This is a genomic window from Acinetobacter sp. YH12058 (assembly GCF_013419805.1).
GTDB lineage: Bacteria > Pseudomonadota > Gammaproteobacteria > Pseudomonadales > Moraxellaceae > Acinetobacter > Acinetobacter towneri.
The window spans coordinates 88,667-108,536 of sequence record NZ_VOZL01000004.1 but is presented as its reverse complement, the minus strand read 5'-3'; the positions used below and the strand labels follow the sequence as shown (position 1 = coordinate 108,536).

The window sequence follows — 19,870 nt, the reverse complement described above, 5'->3', positions numbered from 1 at the left end:
TATAATGTGCGCAGCAATACAAGCTGTAGCATGCGCTACATAGAAAAAATTGAAGGGCGGAACAAGACCGCCCTTTTTTATGGTGGAAAATATGTCTGTAGATTTAACCGTCGTGGCGCAAATGCGTCAATTGATTCAACTGCTTGCCAAGCACAATCATGCCTATTATGTGATGGATCAACCGACAATTGCAGACAGTGAATATGATCAGCTTTTCCATCAACTAAAAGCGTTGGAACAACAGTATCCAGATTTAGTTCAACCCGATACACCGACCAATAAAGTCGGTGGCACACCTTTGGCAAAGTTCACCACGGTTACACATGCTGTGCCAATGTTGTCTTTAGGCAATGTGTTTAATCAGGAAGAATTATTTGCCTTTGCAAGACGTGTCGAAGAGCGTTTGCCCAACCAAAATATTGAATACGATGTCGAACTCAAATTTGATGGTTTGGCGATTTCACTTTGGTATGAACATGGTGTTTTAGTGCGTGGTGTGACCCGTGGTGATGGGGAAACAGGGGAAGACATTACCCACAACGTCAAAACTATCCGCAATTTACCGAAAGTTTTGAGTGCGACAGAAACGGCTATTCCTGAATTTTTGGAAGTGCGTGGTGAAGTGTTGATGCCAAAACTTGGTTTTGAAAAACTCAATGCGGCCAATACAGCCAAAGGTGAAAAAACCTTTGCCAATCCACGCAATGCAGCAGCAGGCAGTTTGCGTCAGTTAGACCCGAATATTGCGGCTTCACGTCCTTTAGCATTCTATGCTTATGGCATTGCGCAATGTGTGCCGCCTCATGGACAAAGCACCATGTCCGACAGTTTGGCATGGTTGGGGCAGTTTGGTTTTGAAATTGGCGAACGTCATTTTGTCTGCAAGAGCATTCAAGATGTTCAGGCGGCCTATGAGCAAATTAACCTTGAGCGTCCGAATTTAAGCGTTGAAATTGATGGCATGGTGGTCAAGGTCAATGACTTGAAACAGCAACAGCAATTGGGCTTTTTAAGTCGTGAGCCGCGCTGGGCGACTGCCTATAAATTCCCTGCAGTTGCCGCTTTAACCACCATTGAAAATATTGATTGGCAAGTGGGGCGCACAGGTACGTTGACGCCTGTGGCACGTTTAAACCCCGTTGCGGTAGGTGGTGTGACGGTATCCAATGTTACTTTGCATAATATTGGTGAAATTCACCGTTTGGATGTGCGTTTAGGCGATACGGTCAGTGTTTACCGTAGTGGTGATGTGATTCCCAAAGTTGAAAAAGTCTGGCCTGAATTTCGCCTTGCCGATGCGCAAGAAGTGCATTTACCTGAACAATGCCCTGTGTGTGATTCGCCTGTGGTGATGCCTGAAGGTGAGGCTTTGGCGCGTTGTTCAGGCGGTTTGTATTGTGCGGCACAGCGTATTGAAGCGATTCGTCATTTTGTGTCACGTAAAGCCATGGATATTGAAGGTTTGGGTGATCGTTGGGTGGAGTCATTACTGCATCTGAACTTGCTACAAAATGTGGCTGATATTTATCATTTACACGAACACCGCGACACTTTGCTCGGCATTGAAAAAATGGGTGAGAAGTCGGTTCAAAACTTGATTGACTCGATTGAAAACAGCAAAAAAACTACTTTGGCTGCGTTTATTTATGCCTTGGGAATTCGTGGTGTGGGCGAAACCACCGCGCGGATGCTTGCCAATACTTTTCAGACTTTAGAGGCTTTGCGTGAAGCTGATTTAGAAGCGTTAAAGAAAACTCCAGATGTGGGAGATATTACGGCAGAATGGATTTTGGACTTTTTCCAAGCGCCGCATAATTTAGAAGTGTTGGATCGTTTATTAGCTGCAGGCATTCATTGGGATGCTCCGATTGCACCGACACGTCAGCCTTTGAATGGTGAAAGTTGGGTGATTACAGGGACGTTGAGCCAAATGGGACGCGATGAAGCGACTCAGTTGTTGCAGGCTTTGGGTGCACGGGTGAGTGGTAGTGTTTCGGGTAAAACCAAATGTGTCGTGGCGGGTGAGAAAGCTGGCTCAAAGCTGGAAAAAGCCGAGAAGTTGGGTGTGCAGGTCATGAATGAAGCTGAGTTTATTCAGCTGATGCAGGAATATGGTGTGCTTGAATAAGCATCATCCTACATTTTATCCACTAATAGGTACAAAGGCACTTCAACGATGAAGTGCCTTGGTTTTTACTGAGAGAAGTCGAAGGTTTAACGTTTCTTCACAATGCCATCATCAATGAGTTGCTGAAAATGTTCGACTAGACTGGTTTCAATATTGCGGTAGTGCATACCCAATTCACGCTGACTTTTTTCCGCATTAAAATAAATTGGGTAGCCCATATTCAGTTCCACAAATTTACGGGAAAAACCAAGTAGAGGGCCAAAGGCTTTAAAGGCAAATTTAGGTAACTGATTGCGTGGGAAAGGGTATTTACGTCCAAAGTGCTGCGCTAAAATTTTGCCCATTTCCAATAAGCTGAGTGTGCCACCGCTAATAATATAGCGACCTTCAGCAGCAGGGTTGAATGCGGCCTGAATGTGAGCATCGGCAACATCACGCACATCGACAATGCCATTCCACATAGCAGGGACACCAGCCAAGGTCATACCGTTGGCAAACTGCAATAACACTTCCACGCTGCCCGATTGGGTGTTTTTGGTCAACGATGGGCCAAGCACCAAAGCAGGGTTGATACAGACCAAATCCCAGCGGTTTTGTGCCTTTGCCATTTCCCAAGCTTTGCGTTCAGCTGCCACTTTTGAATAAGGATAAGGCTGATGCTCAGGGTTGCTGCTGGTATTCCAGTGACTTTCATCAAAGCGATTATTGGCCGTATTTAAAATATCAATCGCATCGCCATAGGTTGCAGCAATACTTGAAGTCACCACTACACGCTTTACCGATGCAGTACGATTAACGCTGTTTAATACATTTTCGGTGCCTATGACGGCAGGTTCAATAATGTCTTTAACTGCATCTTTATAATTGGTGACCACAAAAGGCGAGGCCATGTGCAGCACGATTTCACAACCTTGCATGGCGGCATCAAAAGCACCTTCTTCAAGTAAGTTGGCTTGGAATAATTGTAAGTTGCCTGTGCTTTTTGCCGCGATATCAGTCAGATGTTGAAAACTGTGGGTTTTATTCAGATCACGCACCGTCGCGTGTACGGTATGTCCTTGTTCAAGCAGGTTTTTAATGACCCAACTGGCAATATAGCCTGTTGCGCCTGTGACTAAAATGGGTGCAGATGTATTTAGATTTGTCATTATTTTAAGAAAGTGATGGAACTCGTGACTATCATAAAGCAGCTGGGTTTTAAAATCCGCTTTTTAGGCGTTTTTTACGATACTTGAGCGTCAAAGTATGGTTTCTTTCAATATTTACAAAATGATGCAAAATCATTGTATTGTCATTTTTAAAGCTAAGTTTTGCCAAGCAGTTGTTTTATATATGGGAATTTTTAAGTTATATTGCAAATGCGTATGTTTCTCATTTTAATTTTATAAAAATCATGGGTTTACAATAATTAACTTTTGCAATTTTGCCTGAATGTGTCCATAATGACTGGATTAAGAAAGGGAGTACAGCAAATGCGTGGCAATCCAGAAGTCGTAGACTATTTAAATATGTTGATTGGTGGCGAACTGGCTGCTCGCGATCAATACCTGATTCATTCGCGTATGTATGAAGATTGGGGTTTAAGCAAAATTTTTGAGCGCATTGACCATGAAATGCAGGAAGAAGCGCAGCATGCCGATGCTTTAATTCGTCGTGTATTGTTCCTTGAAGGCACTCCAAATATGCAGCGCGATGACATCGACGTGGGTGAAGATGTGGTGTCTTGCTTAAAAGCCGATTTAAAACTGGAATACGAAGTACGTGAAAAATTGGCGCAAGGCGTAAAATTGTGTGAAGAAAAAGGCGATTATGTCAGCCGTGATATGTTGCGTCAGCAAATGACCGACACAGAAGAAGATCATACGTACTGGTTGGAAAAACAATTACGTTTAATTGAATTGATTGGTTTACAAAACTACATTCAATCGCAAATGTAATCTGATCAAAGCAAAATAGACCAAAACCCGATTTATGATAAGTCGGGTTTTTTTATAGATCGGTTTTTATAGATTGGCTTTTTTATATCAATTGGTTTTTTTAAGGATGTATCTTGGTGCTTTGCAGATGTCGATTGAGCCGATTCAGTATTATACTGAGGTGATTTTCTAACTTGAGAGCAAGCCACGTGCAACAACAGATTTTATTGATTACAGGCTGGGGCGGTGGTACTGCACTCTTAAATCCGTTACAGCAAGCCTTAACTGCACAAGGTTTTCGGGTTGAGCTCATCAATATTTTTAACGCTACTGATGCTCAAGTCATGCAGCAACAGGTTGAATTTGCACGTCAGTTTGATGTAATTATGGGCTGGTCACTGGGTGGGCAATTGGCAACGCTACTGGTCGATGCGATTGCCAGCCAATATGCAGGATATAAAACCTTAATTACCATTGCATCCAATCCGTGTTTTGTTGCACAAGCCGATTGGGATACCGCTATGCCACAAGCCACGTTTGCCCAGTTTAAACAATCTTTTGCACAAGACCCAATTCTGACCCTAAAGCGTTTTGGTTTTATGGTGTGTCAGGGTGTCACTAGTAGTAAAACCGACCTATTACAATTACAAAGTTTGGTTCAGCCACAGCCGCAATCTTTGCTTCAACACGGTTTGGATTTATTGGAAAACTTAAACTTGGTGACTAAGCTTAAAAATTATACAGGTCTGCAGTATCATCTTTTTGCCGAGCAGGATGTTTTAGTTGATTGCAAAGTTGCAGCTAAACTGCAAAATTTAGCTGCAAAGTTTTTAAGCGTAGATGTTTTGCAAGGCTCGCATGGGCTGCCATTGTTCCATGCCGATGAGTTGACTAGCAAAATCTGCCAATATTTACAGAAAAACCCGCCAACAGGTCCATAAGTGACAAATCTCGCAATTTATTTTATCTGTAGACAGGTTTAAGATTTAGCACATCAAGTTTTTTACAAGATCAAGGATGATGGTGGGATGACAGAACAGATGGATTTGGCTTTTGATCGTGAACATCTTTGGCATCCTTACACCTCTATGACTCAGCCCTTAACAACCTTTAAGGTTAAGCGGGCATTTGGCAGCACCATTGAACTTGAAGATGGTCGCCAGTTGATTGATGGCATGTCATCGTGGTGGTGTGCGATTCATGGCTACAACCATCCTAAACTGAACCGTGCTGTGACCGAGCAACTCGACAGTATGGCGCATATCATGTTTGGTGGATTGACCCATCGTCCTGCTATTGAGTTAGGGCGTTTGCTGCTCGAAATTACCCCACCGAGTTTAGATAAAATTTTTTATGCAGATTCAGGTTCAGTTGCTGTTGAAGTGGCGCTGAAAATGGCGGTGCAATACTGGACAGCACAAGGCAAAACCGAGAAAACCAATTTTATTACCACCCGTTCTGGCTATCATGGCGATACATGGAATGCCATGTCGGTTTGTGATCCTGTTACAGGGATGCATCAGGTTTTTGGCTCAAGTTTGGCGCGTCGTTATTTTGTATCTGCACCACAAACAGGTTTTGACCAAGAGTGGAATCCTGCCGATATTGTAGAATTGGCGCAAAGTTTGGTAGAGCATCATCAGCAGATTGCCGCCATGATTATTGAACCAATTGTGCAAGGTGCAGGCGGCATGCGTTTTTATCATCCTGAATATTTGCGTCAAGCCAAATTGCTTTGTGAGCAATATGATGTGTTGTTAATTTTTGATGAAATTGCCACAGGTTTTGGGCGTACAGGCAAGTTGTTTGCATGGGAACATGCTCAGGTCGAACCCGATATTATGTGTATCGGCAAAGGGCTGACAGGCGGTTATATGACTTTGTCTGCCACATTGACCACGAAGCATGTTGCAGAAATGATTTCGCAGGGTGAGGCAGGTGTGTTTATGCATGGCCCGACCTTTATGGCAAATCCACTGGCTTGCGCGGTTGCAGTAAAAAGTACCCAATTATTATTAGAACAAGACTGGCAAGCCAATATTCAACGCATTCAGCAGCAACTTGAACAGCATTTAACGCCATTGGCTAATTTGGCATGGGTGCAGGATGTGCGGGTTTTAGGTGCAATTGGTGTGGTAGAACTTAAACATGCTGTCGATATGCAAAGCTTGCAACAAGAATTTGTGCAACGCGGTATTTGGGTGCGTCCATTTGGTAAATTGGTTTATGTGATGCCGCCGTATGTGATTACAGCAGCAGAACTAAATACTTTATTGCAGCAATTGGCTGAGGTGGTGGCAGGCATGCAAGGAGCGAGCGCATGAGTTTACTCGATCACTATGCAGAACAGCTTGATCAGCTTCGCCAACAGGGTAATTTTCGTCAGTTTCGCAGCAATCAACAGCAAGGTAAAACGATTGAAATTCAGCAACAGCAGATGCTGAATTTATCTTCCAATGATTATTTGGGTTTAGCCTCTGATTTGCGCTTACGTGAACAGTTTTTTGATGAAACACCGAATGCACAGCGTTTAATGAGTGCATCTTCATCACGTTTACTGACTGGAAATTTCCCTGCCTGTGAACAGCTTGAAGCCACATTAACGCAATTATTTCATGGGCGAGCTGCCTTGCTGTTTAATAGCGGCTATCACATGAATATTGGTATTTTACCTGCATTGGCAGATGCGAAAACCCTAATTTTGGCCGATAAACTGGTACATGCCAGCATGATTGACGGCATTCGTTTGTCATCTGCCAAATATTTGCGTTATCGGCATAATGATTTGGCACATTTGCAGCAATTGCTGATGCAATATCATGCTGATGACAATTATGAACGCATTATTGTGGTGACTGAATCCATTTTTAGTATGGATGGTGATGAAACTGATTTAGCCGCATTGGTCGCGCTGAAACAGCAGTTTGCCAAAGTTATGTTATATGTCGATGAAGCACATGCGATTGGTGTGCGTGGGCAGCAAGGTTTGGGCTGTGCCGAACTATATGACGTGATTGATGCCATTGATTTTCTGGTCGGGACGTTTGGTAAAGCTGTTGCTTCAGTTGGGGGATATTTGATCTGTGATCCGATTATCCGCGATTACCTGATTAATCGAATGCGCCCGCTAATTTTTAGTACCGCACAGCCACCTATTTGTATGGCATGGACGCAGTTTATGCTGAATCAGATTGTGCACATGCAGACACAGCGTCAGCATTTGGCTGCTTTGAGCTTATATATGCAGCAGGGGATTCAGGCCAAAGGTTTTACCTGCCCATCGACTTCGCAAATTGTACCTGTGATTATTGGCGACTCTACTGCAACTGTAAGCAAAGCCCAACAGTTACAGACTGCAGGTTTTTATGTGATGCCTGTACGTCCGCCGACTGTACCGCAAGGCAGCTCACGACTGCGGATTTGTTTAAATACGCAATTTGAAACGGCAGATTTAACACAGTTACTGGATTTGCTTTGAGTGTGCGTATGCGTATAGATAAGGCACAAGTGGCACAGCGTTTTGCCCGCGCTCATCAGAGTTATAAAACGCATGCCGTGGTACAGCAGCAAATTTGTCAGCAGTTAATGGCAAAAATGCAGCAATATATTGTGCAGCAAAAGTTGTCAGATCAACCTCAGCCTTGCTTTGAAAACGTCTTGGAAATCGGCTGTGGTTCAGGGAATTTAACCGACTTGCTACTGCGTGAATTTCAAATTCAACAGCTGACTTTAAATGATTTATATGCCGAAGTGTTGCATGCGTATCTGCATCATCCTCAAACAACTAGTACGCAAATTCATGGCTTAATTGGCGATATAGAACAGCTCGATTTTCCGCAGTCTTTGGATTTAATTTGTTCGAGTTCGGCTTTGCAATGGGTGGAAGATTTTGGAGCATTATTGCGCAAGGCGAATCAAGCGTTAAAGCCGCAAGGGTATTTGTGCTTTTCGACGTTTGGCCCTCAAAACTTGACTGAAATTAAGCAATTAACAGGTCAAGGCTTACATTATTTGAGTATGGATGCGTTACAACAACAGCTTAAACAGCAGGGCTTTGAAGTATTACACTGTTCAGAGCAGCTTGAATCATTAAGTTTTGAACATCCCAAACAGATTTTGCAGCATTTAAAAGCCACAGGTGTCACGGGTACAGCACAAGGGCAGCGTTGGAACAAAACGACTTTAACCGAATTTTATCGGGGCTATGAACAGTTTAGTCAGCAGCATAGCTCACAGCAAAAAAGTTATACGCTCACGTATCATCCTATTTATTGTCTTGCACGGAGAATGCCATGACAGCTCAAGTCTATTTTGTGAGTGGTATTGATACAGGGATTGGCAAAACCTATGCCACGGGTTATTTAGCCAAGACCATGAATGAACAGGGTATTCAGACCATTACCCAAAAACTGATTCAAACGGGCAATCAAGACGTTTCAGAAGATATTGAGCAGCATCGTAAAATTATGGGCAGTGAATGGTTGCCTGAAGATGATGACAAACTCACCATGCCTGAAATTTTTAGCTATCCTGCTTCACCGCATTTGGCTACACAAATTGATGGTCGTGAGATTGACTTTGCTAAAATTGAGGCTGCGACTGCGCAACTGGCAGCAAAGTATGATGCAGTATTATTAGAAGGTGCGGGTGGACTCATGGTGCCGCTGACCACAGACCTACTCACCATCGACTATATTGAGCAAAAACAATATCCTGTTATTTTGGTGAGTTCTGGGCGTTTGGGCAGTATTAACCACACTTTGCTCAGTTTGGAAGCTTTAAAAACACGTGGTTTGAATTTACATGCATTGGCATATAATTTGAACGATGAATCACAAGACCCTTTAATTTCGCAGGATACTGCCAAATATTTAAAAAATTATTTGTCAAAAAGCTTTCCAAAAGCACAGTGGATTGAAATTCCTGTATTGCCAAATATTTAATTTTTATTATTTTTTGTCCAACCAATTTGCCCAATAAAAAAGCCACACATGAACGTGTGGCTTTTTATCAATTTGGCGTATTTCAGCTTTTAGAATTTTTTAAAGCTTTTATTGCCAAACGGTTTGCGTGGTGCATTTTCGTCACGGCGTTCACGGTTGCCGTAGCTGTTACCATCCTGACGTGGTTCTCGGTTGCCGTAGCTATTGCCATCTTGATGACGTTCACGGTTGCCATAGCTGTTACCATCTTGGCGACGTTCACGGTTGCCATAGCTGTTGCCATCTTGGCGACGTTCGCGGTTGCCATAGCTGTTACCATCTTGATGACGCTCACGGTTGCCGTAACTGTTACCGTCTTGGCGTGGTTCGCGGTTGCCGTAACTGTTACCGTCCTGACGACGTTCACGCGGTGCAAAACCTGTGTTTTGTGCAGCTTCTTCGGTGTCACGACGTTGCTGACGCAAGAAACCACCACGACGTGCTGCCAATGGTTTTTCTTGCATACGCTCATTGCGACGTTTTGCCATGCCGTACAAACCTGTGCCTTGACGTGGTTTTAATTCAACTGCTTTGGCAAGGTTGTCGATGTCATTTTTATCCAATTCCATCCAGCGACCTGTACGCAATTCACGCGGTAAAATTACCGTGCCGTAACGGGTACGCAATAGACGGCTGACTTTCAGACCTTGTGATTCAAAAATACGACGAACTTCGCGGTTACGACCTTCTTTTACCACCACTTGATACCAGCGGTTAATACCATCACCGCCAATTTCAGAGAAAGATTCAAACTTGGCAGGGCCATCATCTAGCACTACGCCGCGCAGCATGTTGTTTTTCAGTTGTGGTGTCACTTCACCCATCACACGAACTGCATATTCACGTTCAATTTCGTTCGATGGGTGCATTAAACGGTTGGCTAATTCACCATCGTTGGTGAATAGCAATAAACCTGTCGAGTTAATGTCCAGACGACCAACCATTACCCAACGATCATTGGCAATTGCAGGCAGGTTATCAAATACAGTTGGGCGCTGTTCAGGGTCGTTGCGTGAGCAAATTTCGCCTTCTGGTTTATAGTAAATCAGAACACGACGACGAATTTCATCTTCAATTTGGAACTGAACTTTACGACCATCGATGCGAAGCTCATCACCTGGTTCGATACGTTCACCCACTTGGGCAACTTGGCCGTTGACACTCACACGACCAGCGGCAATGACTTCTTCCATATAACGGCGAGAACCCAAGCCTACTCGTGCGAGTACCTTTTGCAACTTTTCACTCATGACAGCATAACCTTAGAAATGATCATCAACAGTTTACCTATTCAAGACACAGACGCAGATGCATCGAGTGCCATGAAAGCTTCCTTGGCATCCTGTAGGGGAGGCAATTGACTTAAGGAATTCAAGCCAAACGCATTTAAAAATTGAGGCGTTGTAACCAACAACGCAGGTCTTCCTGGGAGTTCTCGGAAACCTGATTCTTTAATCCAGTTCCAATCAAACAATGTACGTAAAATTTGACTATTGTTTGATACTCCGCGAATTTGTTCAATATCTGCACGGGTCACAGGTTGGTGGTAGGCAATCACAGCCAGTATTTCTAGCAGTGAGGGTGAAAGTCGGGTCGGACGTTCAGGCCATACCTGTGTAATAATTGTACGATACTTTGCCCGCACCTGAAAACGGAAACCTTGTACGGTTTCGATCAGTTCAATCGAGCGACCATGTTGTAACATGGCCAATTGTTGTAAAAACTGGCGCAATTGCGCTTTGCTGTACTTATCTTGAAACGCTTCTTTCAGACGTGCTAAAGACACAGCACTGTCACTGGCAAAAATAATTGCTTCGAGTTGCATCAGCACTTCATGCTGTTGTTCGCCTTCAGACAAGCTTGAAATTATTGGTTCTGGATTCATGTCTGCGCCCCTTGAATGCTCAATGGTGCTTCAATACCGCTGCTGATAATGCACACTTTTTGCTGGCGGGTCAGTTCTAAAATCGCCATAAAGGTCACCACCATGCCCATGCGTCCCTGACTTGGTTTAAGCAACGCGTCAAAACTTAGTACTTCACCCGATGCGAGTTTGGCTTCAATAAATGCAATCCGTTCTTCAAGTAAAACAGGTTCTTGCAAAACTTGATGGGTGACAGGTTCAGGACGATTAAAAATACAGAACAAGGCATCACGTAATTGATCGGCTGCATAGCCAACATTATTGACTGCGGTATGCCCTAAGCTAAGATTGGTAGCAAAGGTATCGCGTTCCAAAACAGACATTTGCCCCAAGCGTTCAGCTGCTTGCTTGACTCTTAAATAGGTTTCTAAACGGTCAATCAGCTCTTGTTTTGGGTCTTTTTCAATGCTGCTGATACTTGCAGGTTTAGGCAACAACAGGCGGGATTTTAAATCGGCCAGTAATGCCGCCATCACCATATAATCGGCAGTCAGTTCAATATTTAGCGATTTCATGGCATCCATATACGACAAATATTGCGATGCAATCGGGGCAATATCTAACTGAAGTAAATCGAAGCCATTTTTTTGAATCAGGTAAATTAAAAAGTCGAGTGGTCCTTCGAAATGCTCTAACAGAATTTCAAATGCTGCAGGAGGAATATACAAATCCTCAGGAATCGACTCTTGCCACTCATCTAACACACGAATGTGTTGGGCAGGTTCCATCGCATTGTGGAGGGATTGATTCATTACAGTGTTGGGCCACGCGAATTTTCAAAAGCATGCAAATGCTATTTCCGCTTCAGATAAGAAGGAGATGGAGAAATAGCTCAGAATTAATAGCGGCTAGTCTAAAGGATATCGTGATTGAAATAAATCTGTTCTACGACCAAATATCAAAAAAAGCCTAAAATAAATCGGGATTGAGGGAGATTTAAGGCAAGTTGTAAAAATTAACTCATTCAATCTTTAAGTATTTATTTCTGTTTATTCTGTAATGCGTATTCAATCATTGCCATGCAGCTGTCTTGTAAACACAGATTACGAGTTTGCGATTGCGCTAAAAGTGCTTTACATAGTGCTGCATCTAAAAAGTAAGTATAAGAATCGGGAGGTTCAGGTATTGTTGCTGTGAATGCAGTTTGGGAACACACGATTGCATCGGAATCTAGCGTCCACGGATGTTGCACATAAATGTGCATCTCATCCGAAAACTGCTGCAAATTTAACAATACCTGAAATAAAGTCATCGGTTTAATTCGTGCAAGTAAGGCTTTTAAACCGTAGTGCTGTCAATCACTTTGCAGGTAGTGAATGCTTATTCAAAAGCACTCACATCTCCCACACCACGACGCACAATTTGCGGGTTGTCGCCCGATAAATCAATAATACTGGTGGTGCTAAGTGTGCCTAAGCCACCATCAATCAGTACATCAATACGTTTGTTGAGTTGTAGATCAATCTCGTATGGATCATCTAAAGGGTCTTCTTGCCCCGGTAAAATCAGGGTACTGGTCAGTAACGGTTCGCCTAATTCTTTAAGCAGCATGCGACAAATAGGGTTGCTTGGAATACGCAAACCAATGGTTTTTTTATTGGGATGCATCAAGCGACGTGGAACTTCACTGGTCGCAGGTAAAATAAATGTGGTGACCGCAGGCGTATTGTTTTTCAGCAGACGATACATGGCATTGTCCACTTTGGCGTAGGTGGCAATATCCGATAAATCGGCACAAATAATGGCGTATTGGTGTTTTGCGCCTAAACCACGAATTTGTGAAATGCGCTCCATCGCGTTTTTATTACCAATTTGGCAACCAATCGCATAAGCAGCATCGGTTGGATAGACCACCACATCGCCTGCGCGTATGCGTTCAACCGCTTGGCTGATTAGACGCGGCTGTGGATTTTCAGGATGTACTCTTAAATGCAACATATGAATTCCTCAGTAGCGTAAATGTGACGTTAGGCTCATTATGAAAGGGGATTGATGTCAGTTGCAATCATTGCCTTGTGCTTTATTGCATTTAATCCAAATTTTTTCGTTCAAACTCTGCAATTTGTAATGTTTTGCCACCTCGGGTGCAGTAACAAATACATTCAATAAAGCGTTTTGCATCGCGTGGTAATTTGGCTTCTCCGTTAAAATAACGCTGTACTTGGGCAAAGACATTGTCTTTAAATGTGCGGCCATCTCCACCTTCACCGGTCAGGTTATCTAAAGATACACGGAATTTACGTCCAAACGCTTGAGCAAATAGCCATTCAATGGCTTGAGGCTTAATTTCAACCTGTTCAAATAAGGCTTGTTGTTCCTGAGTGCGACCATCGGGAGCATACCAATAGCCTAAGTCTGGCAATAAACGTCGTTGTTCGCCTGCAATGCACCAATGGCTAATTTCATGCAAGGCACTATTAAAGAAACCATGTGCAAATTGAATTCGTGCAGGCTGTGTTACCGTGGCAGGAAAGTACTCAGGTTCAAAATCACCTTTGACCAAGTTCACATTTAGGTGGGAAAACCAGTGATTAAAGTGTAAGATGAGCCAGTCCACCTGTTCCGTTTCTGTATTGAGTTTTGCCCAGTCCGAGAGTTGCACTTGGGGGTGCGAAGTGTCAGAATTGGTGGTTGGAAGTGTGCTCACAAGTGATGAAAAATTCACTTCTGTTTGCGGCTGCAACAGATGCATGACTGTGTTACCCAAAATTGGTCTGTCTAAATAAGTACAAAATTGTATCTTAATCTTTGACAGAGTACTGATGAATTTGTAGAATTGCCGCCTTAATTATGTCAGCAAATACCTTTCCGGCACAGATTGAGCCGTTTAAATGGGCTGAACAGGGCTTTACATGGTCAGGTAACCTGCCATTGTCTCGCTTTGCTCGTATCGCCCGTGAAGCTGTTGGATCAATTGATGATCAATTGGTTAACATAGACTGTAAGCTATCAATGGATGCGTATCATCGCATTGTATGGCTAGATGGTCATATTGAAACGAGAGTTCCAATGGAATGCCAGCGCTGCTTGGGTTCTGTAGAAATAGACCTCGTTTCAGATTTTCATCTAGCTCTTGTGGATGATGAGTCACTGATAGAGCGCTTGGATGAGGATGCTGATTTCATTGTATTAGGTGAAAGTGAAGCCACCACCAAAGGCGATTATGATTCGCCTGCGACGGCTAATTTACTGTCACTTATAGAAGATGAATTGTTATTGTTGTTGCCTTTATCTCCTAAGCATGACGCTTGCGAGCATAAGCATCAACCTGCCATTCAGAACATTGCCGAAGAAAAACGTGATAATCCGTTTGATGTTTTGGCAAGTTTGAAAGGTAAACTTAACTGAAAATTATGTTATAATTTTTAGTTAAGACAACTCAATTTGTTCTGATCCATTTTTTCGATCTTTGTAAGGAGCCATCATGGCCGTTCAGCAAAACCGTAAAAGTCGCTCTCGCCGTGACATGCGCCGTTCACATGACGCTTTAACCGAGAATGCATTAACTGTAGACCAAGCTACTGGTGAAACTCATCGTCGTCACCACGTAACTAAAGATGGTTTCTACCGTGGTCGTCAATTATTCGCTAAAGCAGATGCTGAATAATTGGTGATGTATTAAGCGTCAAGCTTAGTAGAAAAAATGGGAGCGTAAGCTCCCTTTTTTTGTGCCCGATTTTTGTTGTATTTGGCAATTACTAAAAACAAAATTAAGTGTTAAATTTCCGCTCCATAACTGAGCTTACATGAGAAGGTGTGGGTTGTAGCTGCAAAAAACTACAATTTGCGCATCTTAATTAAAGGATTTTTTATGTCTGCTAAACGACTCGAGCAAGTAGCTCAAGCCACTAAAACTGCATTTGTCTTTCCTGGTCAAGGCTCACAAAAAGCCGGTATGTTGGCTGAGCTTGCAGAACAGTTTAGCGGTGTGCGCGAAACATTTGCAGAAGCCTCTGAAGCGATTGGCTTTGACTTATGGCACATTGCACAAAGTGGTGAAGGTTTAGACCAAACAGAATTTACTCAGCCTGTATTACTCACTGCAAGTATCGCTTTATGGCATGTGTGGTTAGAGTTGGGTGGTGTTGCACCAAAATATTTGGCAGGACACTCATTGGGCGAATACAGCGCATTAGTAGCTGCAGGAAGCTTGAGCTTGGGCGATGCCGTTAAACTGGTAAACTTGCGCGGCAAATTAATGCAAAACGCTGTGCCACAAGGTCAGGGCGCAATGGCTGCCATTTTAGGCCTTGAAGATGCCAAAGTGCTTGAGCTATGTGAACAAGTGAATGTGCAAGGTCGTGGCTCGGTAGAAGCAGCCAACTACAATGCACAAGGGCAAGTGGTTATTGCAGGCGATAAAACTTTAGTCGAAGCAGTAATGGCATTGGCCAAAGAAAATGGCGGTAAAGCCATTGCCCTGCCTGTATCTGTACCTTCACACTGTTCATTGATGAAACCTGCTGCCGAACAGTTTGCACAAGCTTTGGAACAAACTGCCATTGAGCTACCGCGTATTCCTGTAATACAAAATGTCAACGCTGGAATCGCGGCAGATGTTGCGCAATTAGGTCAGGCACTCACTGCGCAATTGTACCAATCGGTGCAGTGGACACAAACCATGCAATACCTACAAGATCAGGGTATTGAATATATCGTGGAATGTGGCCCAGGCAACGTATTGGCGAATCTTGCGAAGCGTTTACCGAATATCGAAAAAGCATTCCCACTCGACACACAAAGTCGTATGGAAGATGCACTAAATGCCATTTTAGTGGCAGAAGGGAAAATTGCATGACACAAGAACGTAAAGTTGCATTAGTCACAGGTGCAAGCCGAGGGATTGGTGCAGCCATCGCTCAGCAACTCATTCAAGACGGTTTTTTTGTGGTAGGTACTGCCACTTCTGAAGCGGGCGCAGAAAAATTATCGGCAAGTTTTGCAGAAAACGGTGCAGGTAAAGTATTGGATGTCCGTGATGGTGCAGCCATTGATGCATTGGTTTCTGAAATTGAACAAAGCTATGGTTCAGTTTTGGTTTTAGTTAACAATGCGGGCATTACCAAAGATAATTTGTTACTGCGTATGTCAGAAGATGATTGGGATGACATTCTCAACATTCACTTAAAGGCAGTTTACCGTTTATCTAAACGTGTCTTGAAGGGCATGACCAAAGCACGTTTTGGACGCATTATTAATATTAGTTCTGTGGTAGCACATTTTGCGAACCCAGGACAAGCGAACTATTCTGCGGCAAAAGCCGGTATTGAAGCATTCAGCCGTAGCCTTGCCAAAGAAATGGGCAGTCGTCAAATTACAGTAAACTCGGTTGCTCCGGGCTTTATTGCAACTGAAATGACAGATCAGCTAAGTGAAGAAATTCGCAAAAAAATGAGTGAGCAAGTGGCATTAAACCGTTTAGGTGATCCACAAGATATCGCAAATGCAGTGAGTTTCTTGGCTTCTGACAAAGCTGGTTACATCACTGGTACAGTGTTACACGTAAATGGTGGTTTATACATGAGCTAAGCTCAAGTATAAACTTTCAAAATTTTATAGATTCAATTAAACTAACGGCATTAAAAACGCCACAAGCAATGAGGAGAATTCCTGTGAGCGATATCGAACAACGCGTTAAACAAGCGGTTGCAGAACAACTTGGTCTTAAAGCTGAAGAAATCAAAAACGAAGCATCTTTTATGGATGACTTAGGTGCTGACTCTTTAGACTTAGTAGAGCTTGTAATGTCTTTCGAAAACGATTTTGACATCACAATCCCAGACGAAGATTCTAACGAAATCACAACAGTTCAATCAGCAATCGACTACGTAACTAAAAAACTTGGTTAATTGTTGATTTCAGCTCTGCTGAAATGAAAGCCACCGCAAGGTGGCTTTTTTATGCGCTGTCGTTTTTACAATCGAATATGAAAAAGGCGCATTTTGTTAAATGTGTGATGTAGCTTACATTTTGTTACCAGGCTAGTGTCTAATCACAACCGAAGTCGCTTATTTTTTTAGTTATAAATGAATGAGAACAGAAACGTGCTTATGTAAGTGAGCGACGCTTTATAACAGCAGAAAAAAATAGGAGTACCTCATGGGTCTTTTTGATTTTGTAAAAGGGATTGGTAAGAAAAATACAGCACCTGCAGAGCCACAAGCTGCACCAAGCACACCTGCAGAACCATCAGCACAAGAAATTGCCAATAAACTTTTGGGGCATGTGAAAAGTTTAGGCTTACCTGTGACAGGTTTATCGGTGAGTTATAACGCAACTACTGACTTAGCGACAGTGCGTGGACAGGTCAACAGTCAGGCAGACCGTGAAAAAATTATTCTTGCAGTGGGTAATATTGACCATGTTGCACAAGTAGATGATCAACTCACAGTTTCAACCCCAGAACCAGAAAGCAAGTTCTATACAGTAAAATCAGGCGATACCTTATCTAAAATTTCTAAAGAATTTTATGGGGATGCCAACCAATACAACAAAATCTTTGAAGCTAACCGTCCATTACTAAAAAATGCCGATGACATTTTCCCAGGACAGGTGTTGCGTATTCCTGCATAAATGTGAGCAGCCTGAATAAAGGCGCGTGATGCGCCTTTATTTATTTTGTTTTTTGTCGTTTTTGGGCTGTTGGATTATTGTCCTATTCTCATAATGAACAAAAGAAGTAAAAAAACGGCATTGTTGTATAAATATTTTGTAAGATAACGATTTTTAAAGGTTTATGGAAGTTTTAATAATAAATAAATTAAAAAAATCAAATTGTTAGGTATTTGCACAACCTAGCCATTAAATACTCGATCGTATCTTTAAAAAAACCGCCATGAATGGCGGTTTTCTCAATGACAACTCATGTGTCTCACAACGATATTTTATGTGTCGCGATATTACCAGCTCAACGCACCGCCCGTCTGATAATCAGTCACACGCGTTTCAAAGAAGTTCTTCTCTTTACGCAAGTCCATCATTTCAGACATCCATTGGAACGGGTTGTTTACGCCAACAAACTGTTCAGGTAAACCGAGCTGACTTAAACGACGGTTACAGATGAATTTCAAATATTCTTCCATCATACCTGCATTCATGCCCAACACACCACGTGGCATAGTGTCACGCGCATATTCAATTTCAAGCATCGTGCCTTCAAGAATCATTTGAATCACTTCTTGCTGGAATTCTGAAGTCCACAAGTGCGGGTTCTCAATCTTGATTTGGTTAATCATGTCGATACCAAAGTTCAAGTGCATAGATTCATCACGTAAAATGTACTGGAATTGCTCTGCAACACCGTTCATTTTGTTACGACGACCCATCGACAAGATTTGGCTGAAACCGCAGTAGAAGAAAATACCTTCAAGTACACAATAGAATGCGATTAAGTTGCGTAGCAAAATTTGGTCGTTTTCTGGTGTACCTGTTTTGAAAGTAGGATCACTTAAAGATTGCGTATACTTCAAGCCCCATGCTGCTTTACGCGCAACCGATGGTACTTCGCGGTACATATTGAAGACTTCGCCTTCATCCATACCTAACGATTCAATACAGTACTGGTAAGCGTGAGTGTGAATCGCTTCTTCAAAGGCTTGACGCAAAATGTACTGGCGGCATTCTGGGTTGGTAATGTGGCGATAAATAGCCAATACCAAGTTATTAGCAACCAATGAGTCTGCAGTAGAGAAGAAACCAAGTGAACGCATAACAATGGTGCGCTCATCTTCAGTTAAACCATTTTCAGACTTCCACAACGCGATGTCGTGGTTCATGTTCACTTCTTGCGGCATCCAGTGGTTTGCACAACCATCTAGATATTTTTGCCATGCCCATTCGTATTTGAACGGTACAAGCTGGTTTAAGTCTGCACGACAGTTGATCATGGCTTTATCATCAACCTGTACGCGAGATGCACCCATTTCTAGTTCTTCAAGACCAGGTGCAACGTCCAATTGATCTAGAGCGTTAGATGCTCTTGCCAACGGATCGGTTGAATCTGTTGCTCTACTTCTAGGGGCTGCAGCGGGTTGTGCAGCTGCCACAGGCGTCTGTGGTTGCTCTGCATGAGATACCATCTGCGTATCATGCGCTTTTTGCGGCTCGACGGGCGCAGACTTGTGTTCAGGAGCAGCCGGTTTTTGCGAATCATCTTCGAAATCGTCCCAACTTAGGATAGACATATCAATTCTCTCTTCGTTGCTTTATATCTTTTATGGACATCCAGCTACGCTGAGATGTCTTAATATACGCTTAATTTGTGAAAGCAAAATTAAGTTTTGCTCATCTTGGTCTGAAAAATGTACATTCCGACCAATTTGCTCACGACTTATTTTGCTTTCGCTGTTGTTTTGCCGCTTGTACCCAAAAGTAAGCTATTGGTGCGTAAAACAATACTACAAAGGAAACCAGCAAGACCGCGAGTCCTAACATATAGTTGTGGGTCATGTGTGGCATGGTGGATTCCTTTGTTTGTTAAGTTGAGAGGCTTTTCAGCCTCTCTATTTGCTACCAAAAACTTAATTGATTTGGATAGCTGCGACAGTGTGCACAAACATTTTCCCACCGATTAAATCGGTATCGAACATAAGCACGAACACTAACGCCTCGAGGATAAGTACAATTACTCATCGATCAGCTCCTGATTACAAAAAGGAGCTTCCAGAGGAGTGACTCATACTCTAAATTTTGCTAAAGTAATCTTCGTTAGATCTGCAAATTTAACAATGATTACCCTTGCTACTTTCTAGAGTGTTTCTCAACCTCTGAAAGCTTGGGTTTTCAAATCAATGGTCTGTCACTTGTGATAGGCCATTTTTTATTGCTTACAACTTACTTTTTTCTATATCCACATCTCCTATTTGTATTAGTTTGCTTGGAATCCCTCTAAATTCCTCTTTAGCAAAGGGGGGATTTGCAT

The 19,870-nt window shown here is 42.8% G+C and carries 21 protein-coding genes and 1 pseudogene; 13 read left to right on the top strand and 9 right to left on the bottom strand.

From position 1 onward, the window contains the following. Positions 1 to 91 precede the first annotated feature (91 nt). Positions 92 to 2,128 carry an NAD-dependent DNA ligase LigA gene (gene ligA, locus FTU09_RS04360; protein WP_004972359.1) on the top strand — a complete coding sequence of 679 codons (2,037 nt, stop codon included), beginning with the start codon at positions 92 to 94 and terminating at the stop codon, positions 2,126 to 2,128. An 86-nt stretch (positions 2,129 to 2,214) separates the two neighbouring features. Here the strand turns inward: ligA and FTU09_RS04355 are convergent, their stop codons facing one another. Further along, positions 2,215 to 3,276 carry an aldehyde reductase gene (locus FTU09_RS04355; RefSeq protein ID WP_180079607.1) on the bottom strand — a complete coding sequence of 354 codons (1,062 nt, stop codon included), beginning with the start codon at positions 3,274 to 3,276 and terminating at the stop codon, positions 2,215 to 2,217. A gap of 324 nt (positions 3,277 to 3,600) precedes the next feature. Here FTU09_RS04355 and bfr point away from each other — a divergent pair, with 324 nt between their 5' ends. From bfr to bioD, 6 genes are all read left to right on the top strand, one after another. Further along, positions 3,601 to 4,065: a bacterioferritin gene (bfr, locus tag FTU09_RS04350; protein WP_004972356.1), complete on the top strand. Its 465-nt coding sequence runs from the start codon at positions 3,601 to 3,603 to the stop codon at positions 4,063 to 4,065. A 188-nt stretch (positions 4,066 to 4,253) separates the two neighbouring features. Beyond that, positions 4,254 to 4,985: an alpha/beta fold hydrolase gene (locus tag FTU09_RS04345; protein WP_096902085.1), complete on the top strand. Its 732-nt coding sequence runs from the start codon at positions 4,254 to 4,256 to the stop codon at positions 4,983 to 4,985. A 99-nt stretch (positions 4,986 to 5,084) separates the two neighbouring features. Beyond that, positions 5,085 to 6,368 carry an adenosylmethionine--8-amino-7-oxononanoate transaminase gene (bioA, locus tag FTU09_RS04340; protein WP_180079650.1) on the top strand — a complete coding sequence of 428 codons (1,284 nt, stop codon included), beginning with the start codon at positions 5,085 to 5,087 and terminating at the stop codon, positions 6,366 to 6,368. Beyond that, positions 6,365 to 7,522 (top strand): 8-amino-7-oxononanoate synthase, encoded by a 1,158-nt coding sequence (locus FTU09_RS04335; protein WP_180079605.1) that lies wholly within the window; start codon positions 6,365 to 6,367, stop codon positions 7,520 to 7,522. Before bioA ends, FTU09_RS04335 begins: the two co-directional genes overlap by 4 nt. An 8-nt stretch (positions 7,523 to 7,530) precedes the next feature. Continuing rightward, positions 7,531 to 8,340, top strand: coding sequence for a malonyl-ACP O-methyltransferase BioC (bioC, locus tag FTU09_RS04330; protein ID WP_179988531.1), 810 nt, complete (start codon positions 7,531 to 7,533; stop codon positions 8,338 to 8,340). Then, positions 8,337 to 8,987, top strand: coding sequence for a dethiobiotin synthase (gene bioD, locus FTU09_RS04325; RefSeq protein WP_096902081.1), 651 nt, complete (start codon positions 8,337 to 8,339; stop codon positions 8,985 to 8,987). Before bioC ends, bioD begins: the two co-directional genes overlap by 4 nt. A 368-nt stretch (positions 8,988 to 9,355) precedes the next feature. On the opposite strand, the pseudogene rluB reads toward bioD, so the two are convergent. From rluB to FTU09_RS04295, 6 genes and pseudogenes are all read right to left on the bottom strand, one after another. Then, positions 9,356 to 10,276: pseudogene (gene rluB, locus FTU09_RS04320) on the bottom strand (23S rRNA pseudouridine(2605) synthase RluB); the annotation flags it as partial. 41 nt (positions 10,277 to 10,317) lie between these two features. Then, complete coding sequence (gene scpB / locus FTU09_RS04315) at positions 10,318 to 10,911, bottom strand: SMC-Scp complex subunit ScpB (RefSeq protein ID WP_180079601.1); 594 nt, start codon at positions 10,909 to 10,911, stop codon at positions 10,318 to 10,320. After that, the gene (locus FTU09_RS04310) at positions 10,908 to 11,702 is read right to left on the bottom strand and encodes a ScpA family protein (protein ID WP_180062397.1); all 795 of its coding nucleotides are present in this window, start codon (positions 11,700 to 11,702) and stop codon (positions 10,908 to 10,910) included. Before FTU09_RS04310 ends, scpB begins: the two co-directional genes overlap by 4 nt. A 227-nt stretch (positions 11,703 to 11,929) precedes the next feature. Then, the gene (locus FTU09_RS04305; RefSeq protein ID WP_180079599.1) at positions 11,930 to 12,202 is read right to left on the bottom strand and encodes a hypothetical protein; all 273 of its coding nucleotides are present in this window, start codon (positions 12,200 to 12,202) and stop codon (positions 11,930 to 11,932) included. A 68-nt stretch (positions 12,203 to 12,270) separates the two neighbouring features. After that, complete coding sequence (locus FTU09_RS04300) at positions 12,271 to 12,888, bottom strand: L-threonylcarbamoyladenylate synthase (protein WP_004972336.1); 618 nt, start codon at positions 12,886 to 12,888, stop codon at positions 12,271 to 12,273. Positions 12,889 to 12,979: 91 nt separating this feature from the next. Next, the gene (locus FTU09_RS04295; RefSeq protein WP_004972334.1) at positions 12,980 to 13,642 is read right to left on the bottom strand and encodes an elongation factor P hydroxylase; all 663 of its coding nucleotides are present in this window, start codon (positions 13,640 to 13,642) and stop codon (positions 12,980 to 12,982) included. 98 nt (positions 13,643 to 13,740) lie between these two features. On the opposite strand from FTU09_RS04295, the gene FTU09_RS04290 reads away from it, so the two are divergent. The 6 genes from FTU09_RS04290 to lysM all read left to right on the top strand — a co-directional run bounded on the left by FTU09_RS04290 (position 13,741) and on the right by lysM (position 17,523). Beyond that, complete coding sequence (locus FTU09_RS04290; RefSeq protein WP_131260705.1) at positions 13,741 to 14,298, top strand: DUF177 domain-containing protein; 558 nt, start codon at positions 13,741 to 13,743, stop codon at positions 14,296 to 14,298. 76 nt (positions 14,299 to 14,374) lie between these two features. Then, positions 14,375 to 14,557: a 50S ribosomal protein L32 gene (gene rpmF / locus FTU09_RS04285; RefSeq protein ID WP_004972331.1), complete on the top strand. Its 183-nt coding sequence runs from the start codon at positions 14,375 to 14,377 to the stop codon at positions 14,555 to 14,557. A gap of 204 nt (positions 14,558 to 14,761) precedes the next feature. Then, positions 14,762 to 15,748: an ACP S-malonyltransferase gene (gene fabD / locus FTU09_RS04280; protein ID WP_180079597.1), complete on the top strand. Its 987-nt coding sequence runs from the start codon at positions 14,762 to 14,764 to the stop codon at positions 15,746 to 15,748. Then, a complete protein-coding gene (fabG, locus tag FTU09_RS04275; RefSeq protein WP_004972328.1) occupies positions 15,745 to 16,479 on the top strand; it encodes a 3-oxoacyl-ACP reductase FabG in 735 nt (244 codons plus the stop codon). Before fabD ends, fabG begins: the two co-directional genes overlap by 4 nt. 83 nt (positions 16,480 to 16,562) lie before the next feature. Further along, positions 16,563 to 16,799 carry an acyl carrier protein gene (gene acpP / locus FTU09_RS04270; protein WP_001279871.1) on the top strand — a complete coding sequence of 79 codons (237 nt, stop codon included), beginning with the start codon at positions 16,563 to 16,565 and terminating at the stop codon, positions 16,797 to 16,799. Between the two features lie 250 nt (positions 16,800 to 17,049). Next, on the top strand, positions 17,050 to 17,523 hold the full coding sequence (gene lysM / locus FTU09_RS04265; RefSeq protein ID WP_167845825.1) for a peptidoglycan-binding protein LysM: 474 nt from the start codon (positions 17,050 to 17,052) through the stop codon (positions 17,521 to 17,523). Between the two features lie 326 nt (positions 17,524 to 17,849). Here lysM and FTU09_RS04260 read toward each other — a convergent pair whose 3' ends face one another. Next, the gene (locus FTU09_RS04260; RefSeq protein WP_004972324.1) at positions 17,850 to 19,133 is read right to left on the bottom strand and encodes a ribonucleotide-diphosphate reductase subunit beta; all 1,284 of its coding nucleotides are present in this window, start codon (positions 19,131 to 19,133) and stop codon (positions 17,850 to 17,852) included. A 139-nt stretch (positions 19,134 to 19,272) separates the two neighbouring features. Then, positions 19,273 to 19,407: a hypothetical protein gene (locus FTU09_RS13940; protein WP_004972322.1), complete on the bottom strand. Its 135-nt coding sequence runs from the start codon at positions 19,405 to 19,407 to the stop codon at positions 19,273 to 19,275. Positions 19,408 to 19,870 lie beyond the last annotated feature (463 nt).

Excerpts from the sequence above, each read along its gene's own strand:
- FTU09_RS04335 (WP_180079605.1), top strand. The coding sequence starts at position 6,365 with ATGAGTTTACTCGATCACTATGCAGAACAGCTTGATCAGCTTCGCCAA.
- bioA (WP_180079650.1), top strand. The coding sequence starts at position 5,085 with ATGGATTTGGCTTTTGATCGTGAACATCTTTGGCATCCTTACACCTCT.
- rpmF (WP_004972331.1), top strand. The coding sequence starts at position 14,375 with ATGGCCGTTCAGCAAAACCGTAAAAGTCGCTCTCGCCGTGACATGCGC.
- FTU09_RS04290 (WP_131260705.1), top strand. The coding sequence starts at position 13,741 with ATGTCAGCAAATACCTTTCCGGCACAGATTGAGCCGTTTAAATGGGCT.
- bfr (WP_004972356.1), top strand. The coding sequence starts at position 3,601 with ATGCGTGGCAATCCAGAAGTCGTAGACTATTTAAATATGTTGATTGGT.
- bioD (WP_096902081.1), top strand. The coding sequence starts at position 8,337 with ATGACAGCTCAAGTCTATTTTGTGAGTGGTATTGATACAGGGATTGGC.
- fabD (WP_180079597.1), top strand. The coding sequence starts at position 14,762 with ATGTCTGCTAAACGACTCGAGCAAGTAGCTCAAGCCACTAAAACTGCA.
- bioC (WP_179988531.1), top strand. The coding sequence starts at position 7,531 with ATGCGTATAGATAAGGCACAAGTGGCACAGCGTTTTGCCCGCGCTCAT.
- FTU09_RS04300 (WP_004972336.1), bottom strand. The coding sequence starts at position 12,888 with ATGTTGCATTTAAGAGTACATCCTGAAAATCCACAGCCGCGTCTAATC.
- ligA (WP_004972359.1), top strand. The coding sequence starts at position 92 with ATGTCTGTAGATTTAACCGTCGTGGCGCAAATGCGTCAATTGATTCAA.
- FTU09_RS04260 (WP_004972324.1), bottom strand. The coding sequence starts at position 19,133 with ATGTCTATCCTAAGTTGGGACGATTTCGAAGATGATTCGCAAAAACCG.
- lysM (WP_167845825.1), top strand. The coding sequence starts at position 17,050 with ATGGGTCTTTTTGATTTTGTAAAAGGGATTGGTAAGAAAAATACAGCA.
- scpB (WP_180079601.1), bottom strand. The coding sequence starts at position 10,911 with ATGAATCCAGAACCAATAATTTCAAGCTTGTCTGAAGGCGAACAACAG.
- FTU09_RS04295 (WP_004972334.1), bottom strand. The coding sequence starts at position 13,642 with ATGCATCTGTTGCAGCCGCAAACAGAAGTGAATTTTTCATCACTTGTG.
- FTU09_RS04355 (WP_180079607.1), bottom strand. The coding sequence starts at position 3,276 with ATGACAAATCTAAATACATCTGCACCCATTTTAGTCACAGGCGCAACA.
- fabG (WP_004972328.1), top strand. The coding sequence starts at position 15,745 with ATGACACAAGAACGTAAAGTTGCATTAGTCACAGGTGCAAGCCGAGGG.
- FTU09_RS04305 (WP_180079599.1), bottom strand. The coding sequence starts at position 12,202 with ATGACTTTATTTCAGGTATTGTTAAATTTGCAGCAGTTTTCGGATGAG.
- FTU09_RS13940 (WP_004972322.1), bottom strand. The coding sequence starts at position 19,407 with ATGCCACACATGACCCACAACTATATGTTAGGACTCGCGGTCTTGCTG.
- FTU09_RS04310 (WP_180062397.1), bottom strand. The coding sequence starts at position 11,702 with ATGAATCAATCCCTCCACAATGCGATGGAACCTGCCCAACACATTCGT.